The following is an 18,513-nucleotide window of genomic DNA, read 5'->3' as shown; positions in this document are numbered from 1 at the left end:
TACTTTAGTAGGTAAACGCACCGAATTCGTGAGTCTCTATGCAGCTACACTGCACTCGTCCTGGTTGTGCCCGTCCTGTGAATCATTTCGCAGACCTAGACGACCCCAACATCTTAAAATCTGTTCCCCAGAAATTTTGTATGCATTGTGGCATGCCATTGATATTGGTGGGACGGTATTTGCCGACAAAATTATTGGGACAAGGCGGATTTGGCACAGCATTTCTGGCGCGCGATCGCTATACGCCAGGCATGAGATCGTGTGTGGTCAAGCAGTTTCAACCTTCTGGCAATCTCAAGCCTGCTCAGCTCAAAGTTGCTCAAGATCTGTTTGAACGAGAAGCCGAAGTGCTCGAGCAACTCGGACGAGAACATCCGCAGATTCCCGATTTGTTCGCGTTTTTTGAAGTCACTGATCCGAATTCTCCGAAAAACGCCAAATTCTTTTACTTAGTTCAGGAATATATTGAAGGGCAAACCTTAGAAGCAGAGCTAGTTCAAAACGGAAGATTTTCTGAGTCAGACATGCGCAACGCTCTAGAGCAAACCCTGAAGATTTTAGAGTTTGTGCATGAGAATGGCTCAATTCATCGGGATATTAAGCCTTCTAATATCATGCGTCATCAGAATGGGCGCTTCTACTTGCTCGATTTCGGAGCAGTCAAATTTGTCACAAAGGCGGTTGGAAATATTCAAAGTTCAACCGGGATTTACTCCGCAGGATTTGCTCCGCCCGAACAGATTTCAGGCAGCCAGGTTTTTCCTGCAAGTGACTTGTACGCTCTAGCAGCCACTTGTGTGATGTTACTCACTGGAAAATCGCCGCAAGATTTATTTGATAGCTATAACAACCAGTGGAATTGGCGAAAGCAGGCTCAAGTCAGTTCGCAATTTGCAGATGTCCTCGATCGTATGCTGCGTCATGCTCCAGCAGAGCGCTTTCAATCTGCAACTGAAGTGCTCGCCGCCCTCGCTCCAAAACCCACTCCCCCACCTCCCACTCCCCCACTCCCCACTCCGACTCCTCAGCGATCGCCGATTATTTCCCGCTTCTCAACCCTAGAATGGATCGGCGGATCAATCTTCACTGGATTTGAGGCAGGCATTTTAGCGATCGCAATGGTGAGCCTGCTCGGAACAACCCTCATCAGTGCGACCTTCTGGCTGATGTTGGTTGGAATTCTGCTCTTGGCACAGTACTGGCGATTCATTGAAAAGATTGATCTCGTGATTTTGGCAGGCGTTTCACTGTTGACGGTTGGATTTGTCAGGCAGCTAAATGAGGCAGGTGAATTTGTTCGGGCAGGTCATCCGGCACTGAATGTTTTAATTTTTGCAGGCTTAACGGCGTTGGTTGCACTCGCGATCGGACTTGTATTTCGTTTAATATTCAACCTAGTTTCTCGACTCTTATGACTCAGAAAAACGAAGCCCCTGCTTTACTTTTTTCGTTGTTGATTACAGGTAGCTTGATTGCTGCTGGCGTTTGGTGGCTAGCTGAGAAATCAGGCATTCCGGTTGGTAATTTTGAGCCGAAGCCCTCTACGACTGCTTTGCCCAATTCAAAGCCCTCAGCCGATTGGACAGAGGTGCAGAATGTCCCACCTGGAATTTTTAATTATGGTGGCAGTACGTCTTGGGCACCGATTCGTTTGAGTGTGGATGCAGCACTACAAGCTGCTCGTCCCGAATTTCGACTGCGTTATGTGAATCCAGTTGGCAGCGCGCCTAGCTCAGCAGTCGGCATTCAGATGTTGTTGAATGGTCAAATTCAGTTTGCTCAATCTTCACGACCTATCACGCCACAAGAGCAGCAAGACGCACAGCAAAAAGGCTTGAGCTTGAAAGAAATTCCCATCGCGATCGATGGCATTGCGATCGCAGTTCACCCCTCTCAATCTGCGCCGGGATTAACCCTCGATCAACTCCGCGAGATTTACTTAGGGCGGATTACCAATTGGCAACAAGTCGGCGGGCAGGATTTAGCGATCGTCGTTTTTTCACGTCGGGATCTCGATGGCAATATCTTCTCTGAGCAAGTACTCAAAGGACAGCCTTTACCTGCAACGACTCAGATTGTTGGCACCACAACAGAGGGATTACAAAAAGTAGGCTCAACTCCTGGGGGAATCTACTTTGCTTCAGCGCCTGAAGTTGTGCCGCAGTGTACTGTGAAAACAATGCCGTTGGGAACGACGAATCAGTTTGTTGCAGCTTACGAAGGATCGCTTGCAACTTGTCCAACTCGGAATCGATTAAATACAAAAGCCTTTCAGGATGGCACTTATCCGCTGACCCGCAATCTTTCGGTAATTGTGAAACAAAACAATAGCAGAGAACAACAAGCAGGTGAAGCATATGCGAATCTGCTTTTGAGTACTCCAGCACAGGAGGCGATCGCGAAAGCAGGATTTGTGCGCGTGCGTTAATTTCCTCGTGGCTCTGTTGCAATAATATGCACATCAATGTTGCGCAAGGATTTTAGCAATCGCTGAGTCAGAGAGCCGCGAATCAAAGTGCTCCAGTACGATCGACGACTTTCCCCAATCACAATTTGCGTAATTCGGTACTCTTGAGCAACTTGTGCGATCGCTTTTGCTCGATCGGGTTCTGTCACGCGAATAAATTGACCGCCAAACTCCTGACAGATCTGCTCACAAGTCTCAATATGTAAGGTTTCTGCTTTCGTTAAAAATCGATCCGGCGCGTTGACAAACAGGCAGTAAAGTAGCCCGTGCATATATCCTGCAATTCTAGCTCCGCGCCGAAGTAACTGAATCGAATTGGGATAAGTCGAAATGCAGACTAAGATGCGCTCATGAATGTTACAGAAGGAAGCATTCTCACTTTCAATTTCCTTCTCTTCAACATTATCTGCAATCTCTCGCAGCGCTAGCTCTCTAAGTGCAATCAAATTCCGACGCTGAAAAAAGTTTTGCAAAGCTTGATCAATCTTCTCAGGCGCATAGATTTTGCCATCTTTGAGCCGCTCCTCCAACGTTTCAGGAGTCACATCAACTACGACAATCTCATCGGCTTGTTCTAAAACGCGATCGGGGATTCTCTCTCGGACAACAACGCCCGTAATTCGAGCTACCAGATCATTCAAGCTTTCTAGATGCTGAATGTTGACGGTCGAGAACACATCAATTCCCGCTGCCAAAATTTCTTCGACATCTTGATATCGCTTCTCGTACTTTGAACCTGGCACATTCGTATGCGCTAGCTCATCAATCAACGCAAGCTGAGGCTGGCGAGCCATCACTGCTGCTGTATCCATTTCAGTGAGGACAACTCCCGAAACCAGCAGTTGTTGGCGGGGGACTTGTTCTAGCCCGATCGCTTTTTGCGCGGTTTCCTCTCGGTTATGCGTTTCGAGTAGCCCGATGACAACATCGACACCTTCTTGTTTCAAGCCGCGCGCTTCTTCAAGCATCTTGACCGTCTTCCCAACACCAGGCGACATGCCGATGAAAATCTTATGCTTGCCCCGACGAGAAAGTGTGTTCATGGAGAGTGACTTCAAAGACTTCAGCAAACGCGATCGCAATTCTTTCTTTGACCTCTTCGACCGTAATGCCTGGAACAAACTGCGCCAAACTTCCGACCGGCTTATCTGCAATCCCACACGGCACAATTCGCTCAAATCCAGTCAAATCAGGGCAGACATTCAACGCAAACCCATGCATCGTAATCCAACGACTGACTTTTATCCCAATCGCTGCTAACTTTCGTCCCTCAACCCAAACCCCAGTCAATCCTGGAATCCGAATTCCTTCTAATTCATACATTGCTAGAACTCGGATGATCACTTCTTCCAACTGTCGCAGATACCAATGCAAATCCTTGCGATAGTACTGCAAATTCAAAATCGGATAGCCCACCAGTTGCCCAGGGCAGTGATAGGTTACTTCTCCACCGCGCTCAATTCGATGCAATTCATACTCACCCGGAGCAAACTTGAGAAATCCGATATCCGAACCCTGTCCAAGTGTGTAAACAGGAGGATGTTCTAGCAAAATTAAAATATCATCGAGAGCCGCATTCTCTTTGCGCTCATTCACCAGCGATCGCTGCCATTTCCAGGCAGTTTGATAAGGCACTAACCCTTGAGAGTACAAAAAACACGATCGCATAGAGCTTGGTGAATCCCCGATTAATAAGATTCGCTCAAAATTGCAGAAAGATCAAGCGAGAAACAGGGGAGATCACCGCCCTTTTTGAATCAAGAATTGTCAACAGATGCAAAACATTTTTAACCGAACTGTTTACTGCAATACCAAAGTGCTAGTGTGAAGTTAATCACCCACCATTCCAGGGGAGGAGCAGCTTATATGAAGCTTGTGATTCAGGGAAAGAACATTGAAATCACAGATGCGATTCGAGAGTACGTTCACCAAAAAATTGAAAAAGCGGTGAACCACTACCAGGCATTAACAACCGAAGTCGATGTTCATCTCTCTGTCGCCCGAAACCCTCGCGTTGCAAAACAAATTGCAGAGGTCACGATCTATGCGAACGGAACTGTCGTTCGCGCCGAAGAAGCCAGCGAAAATCTTTACGCCAGTATTGATTTAGTCGCAGATAAAATTAGTCGGAGACTCCGAAAATACAAAGAAAAACGTGCAAATCATCGTCATGAAAAAACGACTGAACTTCTAGAAGGACAGCCTGTGGTAGAAGAGTTGCGGCTCGACCGAGAACCGGAACTGCCTGCCCAAGTGGTTCGGACGAAGTATTTCTCAATGCCACCGATGACCGTTGATCAAGCGATCGAGCAGCTAGAACTTGTCGGACATGACTTCTATATGTTCCGCAATATCGAGACGGGTGAAATCAACGTCGCTTATGAACGGAATCACGGGGGATACGGTGTCATTCAACCGCGCAACGGCAACGGACACACTCACCAAAATGGGAATGGTAAACACGCGACTGAGACTGCCAGCTCGCTAATTTCATAAGACAAGATGGGGTGCTCAACGCGCCCCATTTTTGTTAAGACAATCTGAGATTTCAATCGATTGGATGCAATCAATTTGATAATCCATAGACTGAATAATTTCAGATTCAGAAATTCCCGATTTTCTATCTCAATTCAAGCTTCGATCGCGCTGTAAATTTAATGTCTGATTTTTGCACTCTTCAATGCAGAAATTTAGAGATTACATTTACAGAAATGCGATCGAGGTATGTTCTGCATTTCACTTAATTCAAGAGGTCAGATATGAAAGGTAATTCTATCGGCATCCGAAGTGTGGCGATCGTAGGTCCTTACCTGAGCGGCAAAACCACCTTACTCGAAAGCCTACTTTGGGTCACCAAAGCAGTGTCTCGCAAAGGAACGGTTCAAGACAAAAACACTGTCGGAGACAGCAGCCAAGAAGCCCGCGATCGCCAAATGACCGTTGAAGTCAACGCAGCACACACCGTCTATGAAGACGTGCGGTTTACCTTCCTTGACTGTCCCGGATCGGTAGAATTTGCTCAGGAAACCTTGAACGCCCTGATCGGCGTAGATGCAGTGGTTGTCGTCTGCGAACCTGTCGTCGATCGAGTGATGACTCTATCGCCCTTGTTCAAATTCCTAGACGATTGGGAAATTCCGCACTTCGTATTTTTGAACAAAATGGATCGCGCTGATGTAGATTTCATGGAAGTTCTACACGCGCTCAAAGCTGTTTCAAGCCGTCCACTGATTCCGCATCAATATCCGATTGGCCGGGGCGAATCGATTTTAGGCTTTATCAATCTCGTCAACGAGCAAGCCTACCACTATCATCCGGGCGCACCTGCTGACCCAGTTCCTTTCCCCAATGAACTCAAAGAAGAAGAGCAGCTTGCCCGTATGGAAATGCTGGAAACGCTCGCAAATTGGGATGATCACCTGCTAGAAGAACTTTTAGAAGAAATTGAGCCACCCGAAGAAGAGATTTTGAACGATCTGAAAATGGAACTGGGTGCTGACTTGATTGTGCCTGTGTTCTTTGGATGCGCCGATCGCGATTATGGTGTGCGTCCTTTACTCGAAGCATTACTACAAGAAACATCAGAGCCAACTGCGATCGCAGAACGCCGCAACATCAAATCTGATGCAGAAATCGCTCAAGTGCTCAAAACTTACAACACTCAACAAGGAGGCAAGCTCTCTCTGATTCGCGTTTGGCAAGGCACCATCACAGACGGCATGACCTTAAATGGAGTACGCATCGGTGGAATGTATCGCCTGATGGGGCAACAACAGCAAAGTATCAATGAAGCTCATGCAGGTGAGATTGTTGCACTTGCCCGAATGGAAGGCATTAAAACAGGCGATACCCTTTCGCCAGCAGAAGTTCCAGCACTGCGTCAGCCTGAGCAGATCAAACCTGTCTTTGCCATGGCAATTCAAGCCGAGAAGCGCAATGATGAAGTGAAGCTAACTGGAACACTTGCAAAACTCTTAGAAGAAGATGCTGGGCTCCGTTGGGAACAGCATGGCGATACCCATGAAATCATTCTCTGGGGACAGGGTGAAATTCACTTGCAAGTTGCACTCGATCGCTTACGCCGCAAGTACAATCTCCCAATGGTGACGCATCTGCCGCAAGTTCCCTACAAAGAAACCGTTCGCAAATCCACAAACTCTCATGGTCGCTACAAGCACCAAACAGGCGGACATGGACAATTTGGAGATGTCTATCTCGACATTCAGCCTGTTGCACGCGGGGATGGCTTCCGGTTTGGTGAAAAAATTGTGGGTGGAGTCGTTCCGAAACAGTACATTCCAGGAGTAGAAATGGGTGTACGGGAGTATCTCACAACGGGACCACTAGGGTTCCCAGTTGTCGATATTGCTGTGACTTTAACGAATGGTTCCTATCACAGTGTTGATAGTTCGGAGCAAGCTTTCAAGCAAGCCGCTCGGATTGCAATGCAGGAAGGCATGGCGAAGTGTGAGCCTGTGTTACTAGAACCGATCGTCAAAGCTGTGATTTCTGTTCCAACGGATTTCACTTCAAAGGTGCTACGGCTGTCGAGTGGTCGTCGCGGTCAAGTACTAGGCTACGACGCGAAAGAGGGTTGGACAGGTTGGGATGATGTCGTTGTGCTCCTGCCCCAAGCAGAAATGCATGACTTAATTGTAGAACTGCGATCGCAAACGATGGGAGTCGGATTCTTCCAGTGTGAATTCGATCATCTGCAAGAAGTCCCCGATAAGCTAGCCGAAAGAGTTCTCGTCACGACTGGGCACAGCAACGGTAAACGTTAGTTTTTGATCTATCTCTCTAAGGATCAGCGTCTCCGGAGTCGAGCAATTTCGACTCCGGTTTCTTGTTGAAGGAACTTGCTCAATGACGACGATCGACCAATTGAATTCCTCTACTTAGTCGTCCTTGAAAAACCTAGAAGCGTAATCGGGATGAGGCTTCTAAGCAATGAGCAACAATGATAATATTGCAAGAAAATCACTCAAACTGTTCAAAATCTTGCAAAACCCATGACCGGATTCTCGAAAACACCATCCGGAAAATCAAGCTCAGAAGCTCCAAAACTGAAAGCCCAACTGAACGCGCAGCATGCGTTGTTCAAACTGGCAAATCTGCTGGACTGGGAGAGTTTGGAGCAAGACTTTGGCACAACGATGACCACCGACGGAGGGCGACCGCCATTGCCTGTACGGTTGATGGTGGGACTGCATTACCTGAAGGCGTTGTACAACGAGAGCGATGAATCAGTCGTGGCAAAATGGGTGGAAAACCCATACTGGCAGTACTTTTGCGGAGAAGAGACCTTTCAGCATCAGTTGCCTTGTCATCCATCGAGTTTAGGGAACTGGCGACGACGAGTCGGAGTCGATGGACTGGAAAAACTGCTGTCACAAGTGATCAAGACCGCCATGCAATGCGAGGCATTGTCACCCCAGGATGTGAAGCAAGTGATTGTCGATACGACCGTGCAAGAGAAAGCCATCGCGTTTCCTACCGATGCGCGGTTGTACGACAAAGCCAGACGAACGCTGGTGCGGATGGCCCGAAAACATCAGGTGAAGTTGCGACAAACTTACGTGCGGGTGGGCAAACAAGTACTGCTCAAACAAAGTCGCTATGCCGCTGCTCGACAAGGACGACGCGCTCAGAAGCAAACCCGCATCTTACGCACCTACTTGGGACGAGTGATTCGAGATTTAGAACGCAAACTGAAGCCGATGCCCGAAGCCGTTGCGGTCTTGCTCAAATCTGCCAAGCGAATCTATCAACAGCAGAAGCAGGACAAAGGCAAGTGCTACAGCATTCACGCTCCAGAAGTCGAGTGCATCGCCAAAGGCAAAGCGCACAAACCCTACGAGTTTGGCTGCAAAGTCGTGCTGACGACCACGAACGCCAGCAATTGGATTGTGGGCATTGCTGCCCAGCATGGCAACCCGTATGATGGCTCCACTCTCACTCCCGCCATTGAGCAAGTCGAGCGACTCACAGACATTCGTCCCAACCATGCCACCGTGGATCAGGGATTTCGGGGCAAAGACCATCACCCGCAGGATGTCGAAGTTCTCGTCTGTGACACCCGCAAACGCACCGGGAAGGCGCGACGATTGTTCAAACGGCGGAGTGCCATTGAGCCTGTGATTGGACATAGCAAAAGCGACCACTGTTTAGGGCGCAACTATCTCAAAGGGCAGCTTGGCGATAGTCTCAATGCTTTACTCGCAGGGTGCGGGTTCAATCTTCGCAAATTGTTTCGCGCTGTGATGGTTCTAGAGGTAGAACCTGCTTAGGTTCTACGATTTCGCATAGTGTTTTTCAAGGACGACTACTTAATCTATTTTGGTTCAAATGTACTATAATAGAGCGAGGGATGATCGGCAATCACTGACCATCCCTCGCTCTCGATTTGGGCACTCTGGCTACATGATGAACCTAGTAGAGGGGCTGTAAATGATCGAAACTAAGTACGATTTTGAACAGGCAATTCTTCCGACTGGTACCCCCCTTCAAACCAATTTATTGCTACGATTTCGAGCTGATCTTCCTGAATCTCCGCGCCGCGATTTGAACTTATCTCTCGTCATCGATCGCTCTGGATCAATGGCAGGTGCGCCGCTACATCATGCTTTGAAAGCTGCTGAATCTGTTGTCGATCAACTCGAAGCAACCGATACGCTTTCAGTCGTGGTTTACGATGATGTCGTAGATGTTCCGGTTGCTCCTCAAGCTGTGAGTGACAAATCTGCACTCAAATCTGCGATTCGTCGAGTTCAAGCAGGTGGGCTTACGAATCTTTCGGGTGGCTGGCTCAAAGGATGCGAGTTTGTCAAAGCGCATCTTGATCCACAAAAGGTCAACCGGGTGCTGCTCCTGACGGATGGTCATGCAAACATGGGGATTCAAGATCCGCGAGTCCTAACTACAACTTCAGGACAAAAAGCAGAAGAAGGCATTGCGACCACGACCTTAGGGTTTGCTCAAGGCTTTAATGAAGATATGCTGATTGGCATGGCAAGAGCCTCGAAAGGGAACTTCTACTTCATTCAGAGCATTGATGAAGCGAGCGAAGTGTTTAGCATCGAACTCGATAGCTTACGGGCAGTCGTGGGACAAAATCTCTCAGTGACGATCGAGCTTGCTCCCGGTGTTGAACTACTCGATACATTGAGTCTGGCTGAGGTGACACAAACTGCTCAAGGCTCAACTGTTATTGGCTTAGGCGATTTATATGAGCGCGAAGACAAGTTACTAGGCTTGAGCTTGTCACTTCCCTCTGCATCAGTTGGCGATTTGCCGATTATGAGAGTGCATTACAGCGCAGATGTGATTCAAGACGGAGCAATTCAATCCGTTGCAGGAACATCTGAGATTGTGGCAAAGATTGGCACGATCGAGGAATCTGCCAGCGCTGCATCTAGTCATATCCTTCTAGAACTCAGCCAACTGACGATCGCGAAAACAAAGGAAACTGCGCTGAATCTAGCAGAACAGGGCAAGCATCAAGAAGCAGAATTTGCTCTGCGATCGCTGATTCAAAATCTTCGCAGTAAAGGCTTAGACGAAACCTTTGAAATTGCAGAAGAGATCGAGCAGCTTGATTACTTTGCAAATCGGATTGCACAAGGAGCACTCGGAAATGCAGGACGCAAAGAACTAAGAGATCAAAGTTTCCAAAGCTTGACTCGCAATCGGAGCGATCTAGCAGGTCGGGGTGTGACGGCTGGCGAAGAAATTGCAGCCATGGCAACGGTGCAAGAAGTTGGCTCTGGAATTGAATTAATCTGCGTGCGAGAAGGCGGAAAACTGCGAGTCAAGGTCGTTTCCGATGGCTATGATTCGACCAAGAATGTACAGTTTCCACGTGCGATTCGAGCAGAAGGAGCGCGTTATGTCGTGGAAGGAATTGAGCTTTCCGCAGACCAATCTTTCTACCGAGTGCAAGGTCAGATCCAGCGATTTGTGAAGCCAGGGGAAGTAGATGTATTTGCAAGTTTTGGTCGATCGCGATCGAGAACTGCATCCACCGCATCAAAAGCACCCGCAACAGCCGCAGCTTTGCCAACCACAGATACAGTTGGAGATGGCATCTTAGTGCAGTGTGTGAAAGACGGTAGCAAGTTGAGAGCGCGAGTCGTTGCAGACGGGTACGAACCGGACTGGAACATGCGCTTTCCGCGATCGATTCGCGAAGAAGGAATGCTCTATGTCGTCGAAGCGGTGAAAACGGCTCCTGATGGTAAGTCTTACATTGCTTGCGGCGAGATCAAGCGGTTCGTCCAAGCTGCAATCGCAAGTTAACTCAATCTAAGCTTCGATCACAGGCTGATAGTCGTCTGGATTGTCAAATCCAGCTATCCAGGCGGCTGCCTGATGACAAGTTCGTAGATAAGGCGGAACTCGCAAAATATGCAGATGTCCCGTTGAAGGACAAGTCACTTTTAGAAGCATCAGCGGCTCGTCATCTTCAAAAGCAATACAGATCAGTTGACGTTCTCCACCCGCATCGGTATCACGATCGCGCACGACACCCCCGACCTGCTGCAAAAAGGTGTCATATCCCAATCGCTCAATCAGCACCCGGCGCAGTTCAACATTTTCGACATTGAGAATATCTTGTCCCGTATGGGTTTCAAACGCGATCGCATCGCTGACCCGCACGCCCCGCCAGCGCAACACAAATCCATGCCCTTTCGGAAGGTGCATAATTCCGCTGTCTGCAATTTCAATCCAGTGCGTCACATGCAACCCTTTCGGCAGGAACGTGAGATTTGGACAATCACTAATATCCAAGCTTTCACACGTGAGATTTTCGGGCAGCGTGTAAAGGGCTGACGCGCGACTTAGATTCAAATGACCCAAAACGCGCATCCCGTCCCAAGCGCGACGTTCAAGAATCAACTTCCGAGCACGATCGCCCGAAATCGGTTCATGAGTTTCAGGAAGAGGACGAATCGACTTTTTGGGAATTCGCCCATTTGCCATTAAGCTCCGCATTAATCAGACACCTCAACATAGTGACCAGGACGATATTCGCGCTGTTTCCAAACTCGATACAATCCCTGCGGAAGCTCGATCGCATGATGTTCCTCGTGAACTAAGGTGGCACTGAATGCTTTAACTTCTAAAAATAGATTCTCACCTTGCTCCCAAAGTTGCACCGCTTGAGCTTGCTGAATTCGATGCCGATGTCCTGTTACTTCACCTTCGGCTAAGGTTACACTCTCGCGTTTTCTCACGTTATTGGGAAGACGATCAATTTGTCTCAGTAAAACATCACCATGTCGGTAAAGCGTACCTGCAATCGGACTTCGCATCAGCGTACTCCTGAAAGTCTAAATTAGTACAATTTTACCAATTGAATACTCTGAAGGTCAATATTTATAGAGAGTCCTCAATCTTGCTTTAAGACAGGCGATCGCACTTTGAGTGTCATAACCAAGCGAATCGATGCTACTATTGCCAAGAATTGTTTCGCAAATTGTTCATATTCATGAACAATTGTCATTTGATCGCGATCGGAAACTTAATTCGTTTCGCCTCGGTCAAACTGAACAGGATGATTGAGCCGAATCACAACTCCGATCTGATGCAACGAGCCTGCGATGAAAATCCGCCGTTTGCAGATGATCGATAGGGACAGTAAACGCCTCGGATTTCAGTCGATGTATCGTTTTTGAAGCCAGGAGCAATCATGAAGTCATTGGTTCGTTGGAGTACAACCGCTGCGTTAGTTGGCGGAACCTTGATGGGGACGCTAGTCGGCGGGCTGCAGGCACTTGCCCTAACACCAGAACAAATTAGTCAAAAGTTACGGGCTGTTCCAGTTTTCACGATCGCCAATAACCAAGGTGCGCCACTCGTCGCCCAGCCTCCCAACGGTCAAAAGGGAAATCCGGTTGCAGGGGTATTTATTAGCCAGAAAGATGCAGCAGCATTTTTAGAGAATTTGAAAGCAAAAAATCCAGCCCTGGCAAAGGATGTCAGAGTCGTTCCGGTCTCGCTCGCTGAAGTCTATCAACTCAACCAGGGAGCACAAGGCAAGCCTGATAAGTTAGATTTCGCGTATGTTCCTACGAAGCAGCAGGTTGATTCTGCTGTCGCGATTCTGAAGCAAGGGGGTCAGCAAGTCAGCCAGTTTAATGGCACACCGCTATTCGTCGCACGAGCTGGAAAAGAAAAGGGATTTTTGACGATTCAAGAAGGCAACCAGTCTGTGATCCCAATGTTCTTTAACAAAGAAGATTTACAGCCGTTGGTCGATCGCTTTAAGCAACAAAAGCCTGATTTAGCAGCCACAGTGGATATTCAGGTCTTCCCGCTTGAAGGCGTAATGGAAGCGATGAAAAAGGAAAAAGACCCGCAACTCGATAAGATTGTGCTGATTCCGCCGAGAGAGACGATCGAGTTTGTGCGATCGCAGCAACCGCAGCAGGGTCAACAGCAAAGACCGCAGCAAGGTCAACAGCAAAGACCCGCTCCACAACCGCAAAGACGTTAATTTGAATGGGATTTTCAGTTCCCGGTGTCCAACTTTGGCAGTGGCGATCGCACGCAAAAAATAGCGCGATCGCCCACGGTCTTCCCCCGAACGAAGTCGATTGGCTCTTGCAAGAACTAGCAGGAGTGAGTCGGCTTTTCCTGCGTTTGCAGCCAGAATCCGAGCTTGAGTTGAAGGTGTCTTTACAAGAACTCGATCGACTTTGGCAGCGCAGAGTGCAGGAATTCGTTCCCGTTCAGTATTTAGCGGGCGTTACGCCTTGGCGTGAATTTGAATTGCACGTCGCTCCGGGAGTCTTGATCCCGCGACCTGAAACGGAATTGCTGATTGATTTGGCACTCGCGCAAGATTTAACCCTCAAATCGGGGCATTGGGTAGATTTAGGAACCGGAAGCGGGGCAATCGCGATCGGACTCGCTTTTGCCCTACCGAATGCGACCATTCATGCCGTTGATCGCAGTGCAGAAGCTTTAGCGATCGCATCACTCAATGCAAAAACCTTGAATGCACCTGTTCAGTTCTATCAGGGCAACTGGTTTGACGCGATCCCTCATTTGAAAGGTCAACTCAGCGGAGTGGTGTCTAATCCGCCTTATATTCCGACTGAGAGTGTTGCTGAATTGCAGCCTGAAGTGAGATTACACGAACCGCATCTGGCTTTAGATGGCGGAGCAGATGGGTTAGAGAGTATTCGAGAATTGGTGAATCGTGCCCCGGACTATCTAATTTCGGGAGGCGTTTGGATGGTTGAGATGATGATGGGACAAGGAAACGCGATCGCACAACTGCTTTCGGCACAGGGAAGTTACGATCGCATTGAGATTCACAAAGATCTCGCTGGAATTGAACGATTTGTAACTGCTTACCGACTATGATGCGACCGACTCCAATACCACCCGAACCTGGACAGGAATCTGTCTGGGATTATCCGCGCCCACCGAGATTAGAGCCTGTTGAGAAACAGATTCAGATTATTTTTAATGGCGTGACGATCGTCGATACGCATCACGCGATGCGAGTGTTAGAGACAAGCCATCCTCCGACTTACTACATTCCACCAGAAGACATTCAGCAACAGTACTTACTGCCCTCGGCTCGCACCACATTCTGCGAATGGAAAGGGGCAGGCAGTTATTACAGTGTCAAAGTGGGAGAAAAAAGCGCGATCGATGTCGCTTGGTACTACAGCAATCCGACTCCAAACTTTGCAGCGATTCAGAACTATGTCGCGTTCTATGCAGCTCCGATGGATGGATGCTATGTGAATGGAGAAAAGGTGATTCCGCAGCCAGGACAGTTTTATGGAGGCTGGATTACAAAAGATATCGTAGGCCCATTTAAGGGTGATATGGGATCTTGGGGGTGGTAGCTAAGAAACTGAAACCTTGAAGTGTTTCCAAAGCCTTCAATTTCTTCGCGTAAAATAGAGCCTAGACCGAGGACGATCTAGGCTCCGTTTTTTATAACCCAACCTAATTAAGCCAGTCGGGAAGTCTCGTAAGAGTTCAATACCTTTATTACTTTCAATCTTACGCAAAGCATTTCCAAACTGGTGGGAAAGCACACAGTTCTTTAGATTTTGACACTTAGTTTAACAATACGGCTGGGATCATACGACCGATCCTGCGAAACTACAGTTTTGGCAAAGACAGAACTAAACGCTGATTTTGCCCAAATTGGTCGATGAGATCGCGTCGCATCGCTAAAAATAACGCAACAATAAAAGTATCCTTAACTCCAAGTGTTCATGAGCAGCAACGAATTAAACAGCACCGAATTTGCCCGGTATCTTGAGCAAACTGGAAATGTGACAAAACCCTGGTTGCTCGCTCAGCTTAGACTCATGAAGCTGAAAGAACAACGATCGCAGCTATCCTTAGAAGAATATGAACAGCGAGTGACCGATATTCATCAGGATGTGATGAATTTGGGCGAATGGTGGGTTGGAATCGAAGATGAGGTGTTCTAATGCGACGGCGTAAGCAAGCGACGGTGGAAATTAATCTCAATGATCCGCAGTACTATCTGAATCGAGAGTTGAGTTGGATTGAGTTTAATAGCCGAGTTCTTCATGAAGCATTTGATCCACGCACGCCTTTACTTGAGCGCTTAAAGTTTTTAGCGATTTTTAGCTCGAACTTAGATGAGTATTTCATGGTACGCATCGGAGCACTCAAAGAGCAAATTGAAGCTCAGGTAAGAAAGCTGAGTCCAGATGGTCGCACGCCTCAAGAACAGTTAAATTTAATCAACGATCGCTTACGTCCCCTTGTTGCAAAACAGCATCGTCATTTTGAAGAAGCACTGCGCCCGCAGCTTTCAGCACAAGGCGTTTATCTACTGGACTATATCGATCTTAACCAAGAACAACGAGCATACTTACATCAATACTTTGAGGAAAAAGTTTTTCCAGTTCTGACTCCGTTAGCGATCGATCCTGGACATCCTTTTCCTTACATTTCCAATCTCAGTCTCAACTTAGCGGTTGTGATCAAAGACCCGGTAGACGACGAGGAACTGTATGCACGGGTAAAAGTTCCGAAAGTTTTGCCACGATTTATTCCTTTGCCGATCGAGACGCAAGATCTGCCAACGTCGATCGCAAAAAGTCGGGCAACCGTCTGGGCAGGTGTGCCGCTCGAGCAAGTCATTGCTCACAATCTAGAGGCATTATTTCCTGGCATGAACATTCAGGAATATCATCCCTTCCGAATCACGCGCAATGCCGATTTAGAAGTCGAAGAAGATGAAGCCGATGATTTGATGTCCGCGATCGAAGAAGAATTGAGAAAGCGGCGATTCGGTGGTTCTGCCGTGCGCCTTGAAGTCAATCCATCGATGCCCGAACAATTGCGATCGATGCTGATCGAAGAGATGGAGATTTCTTCAGAAGATGTTTACGAAATCGAGGGTCTACTCTGTCTGCGCGATCTGTTTATGTTTGGAGGATTACCGCTTCCAGAGCTAAAAGATCCCCCCTGGAGTCCGATTACACATCCGAAGCTCAAAAGAGTTAATGAAGTCCCTGTGCAAGAAGCTTTAACGCATGATGAGAACTTCTTTTCAGTCATGCGAAAGCAGGATTTACTGGTACATCACCCGTATCATTCCTTTTCTCGCAGTGTGCAGCGATTTATTGAAGAAGCAGCCCACGATCCGAATGTGCTGGCAATCAAGATGACCCTATATCGAACTTCAGGGGATTCTCCGATCGTTCAAGCATTAATTGCAGCCGCAGAGAATGGCGTTCAAGTTGCCGCTTTAGTTGAACTCAAAGCTCGATTTGACGAAGAAAATAACATCAACTGGGCGAAAAAGTTAGAAAGCGCCGGGGTTCACGTTGTTTATGGGTTAGTCGGGCTAAAAACTCATACGAAGCTTGTCTTAGTCGTTCGACGTGAAGAAGACCGAATTAAAAGATATGTGCATATTGGCACAGGTAACTATAATCCGAAGACAGCTCGCCTTTATACCGATTTAGGGGTTTTTAGTTGTCGAGAGGAGCTAGGCGCTGATTTAACGGATCTCTTTAACTATTTGACCGGATATTCACGGCAGCAGTCTTATCGCAGATTATTGGTTGCGCCTGTGAATTTGCGCGATCGTATGTTGGCATATATCGAGCGTGAAATTGAGCATCAACAGAACGGCGGTCAAGGTCGAATTGTTGCCAAGATGAATGCTTTGGTTGATCCGCGCTTGATTATGGCATTGTATGAGGCTTCGCAAGCGGGGGTTCAAATTGATTTGATTGTGCGGGGAATTTGCTGTCTGCGCCCCGGATTGCCCGAGATTAGTGAGAATATCCGCGTCATCAGCATTGTGGGACGCTTTCTCGAACATGCGCGCATTTTCTATTTCAACAACAATGGTGAGCCAGAGGTCTTTATTGGCAGTGCCGACTGGATGCCGAGAAATCTCGATCGCCGAGTAGAAGCGGTTGTCCCTGTCGAAGAACCGAGTCTGGCTCAAGATTTGCAAGAAATTTTAGGCATTATGCTGGCAGATAACCGTCACGCCTGGGATTTGCAGTCGGATGGTAAATATGTCCAGCGCAAACCCCAAGCGGATCAAGCTGAGCAGAGTTCGCAGCAAACTTTTATGGACATGGCACAGAAACAAAGTTGATTGCTTTACGCCAACAGTTCCGGTGGCAAAATGGCTTGTAGCCCACCTTCTGGAAGAGGAGATTGTAAAACTGGTAATGGAACGCCTAAATTTGCTAGCACGTATTTAAGGCTATTAGGCAATGCCCACAAATTGTTTGCTGTCGCAGAACCATTTGAAAACCGATTTCCTTCTGCGTATATACCGTTCCAATATCTTAAACAAGCAGAAATGATAGGAATACAACGCCTTGTTGTCCAGTCTTCAACTGAATAAAGATTTTCTCGATACCAAACCCAAGGCTCATTTCTCAACGCCAATAGTCCAAGTAAGCCCCAATCAGCTTGAAGGGACGTATTAAATATCTCATCTTCCATATCCCAAGTTACATTGCCTTTATACTGCTGTTCCTTGAGTTGCTCCCAAAGTCTGTAACAGTGAAAATGTGAGCCATAGCTATCCATCATGCGATCTGGCCCATGAAGGACAATTAAGCCTGGATGGTCTTGTGTGCTGATTAATTCCTGAGCGTTCATAATTTCTTGCCAGGATGTCCCTTTGAGAAACTGTTTGACCAAACCCTTACAGCGATCTCGCACCTCTTTGGAAGAGCCAAAAAAGATTGCAGGGATGTACATCATCTACCCTCCTAGGAGCCGATTGACTGACAAAACGTCTGAAGTTTCTTGCACTGCAATTTTCATTCTGCCCAAAGCTAAACCTCCGGGCGGAGCGCGCAATAATAAAACTCTTTGTCAGCTAATTCGACCTACTACTTTGCAATAGATTTAAAATTAAAATCTGTTTAAACGACTAAAGCGGTAGACTCTTCTGAATCTACCGCTTTAGATTTGGTGGCGGGGCATGGATTTGAACCATGGACCTTCGGGTTATGAGCCCGACGAGCTACCAGACTGCTCTACCCCGCGTCGCTGTGTGCTTTCGCTTGGCAACTCAACTAGTATAACCCCAAGTTCCCAAAAGTTGCAATACCCAATTTAAAAAGAGAAGATAGAGAGGTTCTTATTCGAGCCGAAATCATGGCAACTTGGCGGTGCGTAAAATATTGTGGAGCTTGCTGCAACCTCGATCCGAGCGATCGACCAGAGTTAGAAACCTATCTCAATCCCGAACAACTCCATCTGTATCTCAGCATGGTCGGTGAAGACGGCTGGTGTGTGAATTTCAACCAAACGACTCGCGAATGCGAAATTTATGACACTCGACCGAGCTTTTGCCGCGTCACGCCGGAAACCTTTCAGGAGATGTTTGGCATTGAGCCAGAAGAATTAAACGAGTTCGCGATCGACTGCTGTCGCGAACAGATCGAAGCCGTTTATGGCGATCGCAGTTTGGAGTCGTTGAAATTTGAGCGAGAAATTGGACTCTAGCAAAAGAAAGCATTTGCGGGTATAGTGTCAGAATAATGAAAAGAAAATGA

At 47.6% G+C, this 18,513-nt stretch carries 17 protein-coding genes and 1 tRNA gene; 12 read left to right on the top strand and 6 right to left on the bottom strand.

Annotated elements, in window-relative coordinates; translation table 11 throughout:
* Positions 1-38 precede the first annotated feature (38 nt).
* Positions 39-1,415, top strand: a complete 1,377-nt coding sequence (locus tag LEPBO_RS0106275; RefSeq protein ID WP_026148453.1) for a serine/threonine-protein kinase — start codon at positions 39-41, stop codon at positions 1,413-1,415.
* Positions 1,412-2,428 carry a substrate-binding domain-containing protein gene (locus LEPBO_RS0106270; RefSeq protein WP_017286689.1) on the top strand — a complete coding sequence of 339 codons (1,017 nt, stop codon included), beginning with the start codon at positions 1,412-1,414 and terminating at the stop codon, positions 2,426-2,428. Before LEPBO_RS0106275 ends, LEPBO_RS0106270 begins: the two co-directional genes overlap by 4 nt.
* Here LEPBO_RS0106270 and LEPBO_RS0106265 read toward each other — a convergent pair.
* Complete coding sequence (locus tag LEPBO_RS0106265; RefSeq protein WP_036044440.1) at positions 2,425-3,510, bottom strand: histidine kinase; 1,086 nt, start codon at positions 3,508-3,510, stop codon at positions 2,425-2,427. The genes LEPBO_RS0106270 and LEPBO_RS0106265 overlap by 4 nt on opposite strands.
* Positions 3,479-4,135, bottom strand: coding sequence for a lipoyl(octanoyl) transferase LipB (gene lipB, locus LEPBO_RS0106260; RefSeq protein WP_017286687.1), 657 nt, complete (start codon positions 4,133-4,135; stop codon positions 3,479-3,481). Before lipB ends, LEPBO_RS0106265 begins: the two co-directional genes overlap by 32 nt.
* A gap of 198 nt (positions 4,136-4,333) precedes the next feature.
* Here lipB and hpf point away from each other — a divergent pair, with 198 nt between their 5' ends.
* From hpf to LEPBO_RS0106240, 4 genes are all read left to right on the top strand, one after another.
* Positions 4,334-4,963 carry a ribosome hibernation-promoting factor, HPF/YfiA family gene (hpf, locus tag LEPBO_RS0106255; protein WP_017286686.1) on the top strand — a complete coding sequence of 210 codons (630 nt, stop codon included), beginning with the start codon at positions 4,334-4,336 and terminating at the stop codon, positions 4,961-4,963.
* Between the two features lie 263 nt (positions 4,964-5,226).
* Positions 5,227-7,251, top strand: coding sequence for an elongation factor G (locus LEPBO_RS0106250; protein ID WP_017286685.1), 2,025 nt, complete (start codon positions 5,227-5,229; stop codon positions 7,249-7,251).
* Between the two features lie 228 nt (positions 7,252-7,479).
* Positions 7,480-8,757 carry an IS5 family transposase gene (locus LEPBO_RS0106245; RefSeq protein WP_017285711.1) on the top strand — a complete coding sequence of 426 codons (1,278 nt, stop codon included), beginning with the start codon at positions 7,480-7,482 and terminating at the stop codon, positions 8,755-8,757.
* A gap of 160 nt (positions 8,758-8,917) precedes the next feature.
* Positions 8,918-10,765 (top strand): VWA domain-containing protein, encoded by a 1,848-nt coding sequence (locus LEPBO_RS0106240; RefSeq protein WP_017286684.1) that lies wholly within the window; start codon positions 8,918-8,920, stop codon positions 10,763-10,765.
* Positions 10,766-10,771: 6 nt separating this feature from the next.
* Here LEPBO_RS0106240 and LEPBO_RS0106235 read toward each other — a convergent pair whose 3' ends face one another.
* Both LEPBO_RS0106235 and LEPBO_RS0106230 read right to left on the bottom strand, forming a co-directional pair.
* A complete protein-coding gene (locus LEPBO_RS0106235) occupies positions 10,772-11,461 on the bottom strand; it encodes a DUF6745 domain-containing protein (RefSeq protein ID WP_017286683.1) in 690 nt (229 codons plus the stop codon).
* A complete protein-coding gene (locus LEPBO_RS0106230) occupies positions 11,461-11,781 on the bottom strand; it encodes a hypothetical protein (RefSeq protein ID WP_017286682.1) in 321 nt (106 codons plus the stop codon). Before LEPBO_RS0106230 ends, LEPBO_RS0106235 begins: the two co-directional genes overlap by 1 nt.
* Positions 11,782-12,158: 377 nt before the next feature.
* Between LEPBO_RS0106230 and LEPBO_RS0106215 the strand changes: the two genes are divergently transcribed.
* The 5 genes from LEPBO_RS0106215 (at position 12,159) to ppk1 (ending at position 17,093) form a co-directional block, all read left to right on the top strand.
* Positions 12,159-12,965 carry a Tic22 family protein gene (locus LEPBO_RS0106215; protein WP_017286679.1) on the top strand — a complete coding sequence of 269 codons (807 nt, stop codon included), beginning with the start codon at positions 12,159-12,161 and terminating at the stop codon, positions 12,963-12,965.
* Between the two features lie 5 nt (positions 12,966-12,970).
* Positions 12,971-13,840 carry a peptide chain release factor N(5)-glutamine methyltransferase gene (gene prmC, locus LEPBO_RS0106210; protein ID WP_017286678.1) on the top strand — a complete coding sequence of 290 codons (870 nt, stop codon included), beginning with the start codon at positions 12,971-12,973 and terminating at the stop codon, positions 13,838-13,840.
* Positions 13,837-14,334, top strand: coding sequence for a DUF427 domain-containing protein (locus tag LEPBO_RS0106205; protein WP_017286677.1), 498 nt, complete (start codon positions 13,837-13,839; stop codon positions 14,332-14,334). Before prmC ends, LEPBO_RS0106205 begins: the two co-directional genes overlap by 4 nt.
* A 378-nt stretch (positions 14,335-14,712) precedes the next feature.
* On the top strand, positions 14,713-14,934 hold the full coding sequence (locus LEPBO_RS0106200; RefSeq protein WP_017286676.1) for a hypothetical protein: 222 nt from the start codon (positions 14,713-14,715) through the stop codon (positions 14,932-14,934).
* Positions 14,934-17,093, top strand: a complete 2,160-nt coding sequence (gene ppk1 / locus LEPBO_RS0106195) for a polyphosphate kinase 1 (protein ID WP_017286675.1) — start codon at positions 14,934-14,936, stop codon at positions 17,091-17,093. Before LEPBO_RS0106200 ends, ppk1 begins: the two co-directional genes overlap by 1 nt.
* A gap of 5 nt (positions 17,094-17,098) precedes the next feature.
* On the opposite strand, the gene LEPBO_RS0106190 is transcribed toward ppk1, so the two are convergent.
* A complete protein-coding gene (locus LEPBO_RS0106190; RefSeq protein ID WP_144056151.1) occupies positions 17,099-17,713 on the bottom strand; it encodes a hypothetical protein in 615 nt (204 codons plus the stop codon).
* Between the two features lie 211 nt (positions 17,714-17,924).
* A tRNA-Met gene (locus tag LEPBO_RS0106185) sits at positions 17,925-18,001 on the bottom strand.
* A 111-nt stretch (positions 18,002-18,112) separates the two neighbouring features.
* On the opposite strand from LEPBO_RS0106185, the gene LEPBO_RS0106180 reads away from it, so the two are divergent.
* The gene (locus LEPBO_RS0106180) at positions 18,113-18,463 is read left to right on the top strand and encodes a YkgJ family cysteine cluster protein (RefSeq protein ID WP_017286673.1); all 351 of its coding nucleotides are present in this window, start codon (positions 18,113-18,115) and stop codon (positions 18,461-18,463) included.
* The last annotated feature ends 50 nt before the right edge of the window (positions 18,464-18,513 follow it).

The sequence above is a fragment of the Leptolyngbya boryana PCC 6306 genome, assembly GCF_000353285.1.
Classification (GTDB): Bacteria; Cyanobacteriota; Cyanobacteriia; order Leptolyngbyales; family Leptolyngbyaceae; genus Leptolyngbya; species Leptolyngbya boryana.
The sequence above is the reverse complement of the archived record's forward strand: the minus strand, read 5'-3'. Positions and strand labels throughout refer to the sequence as shown.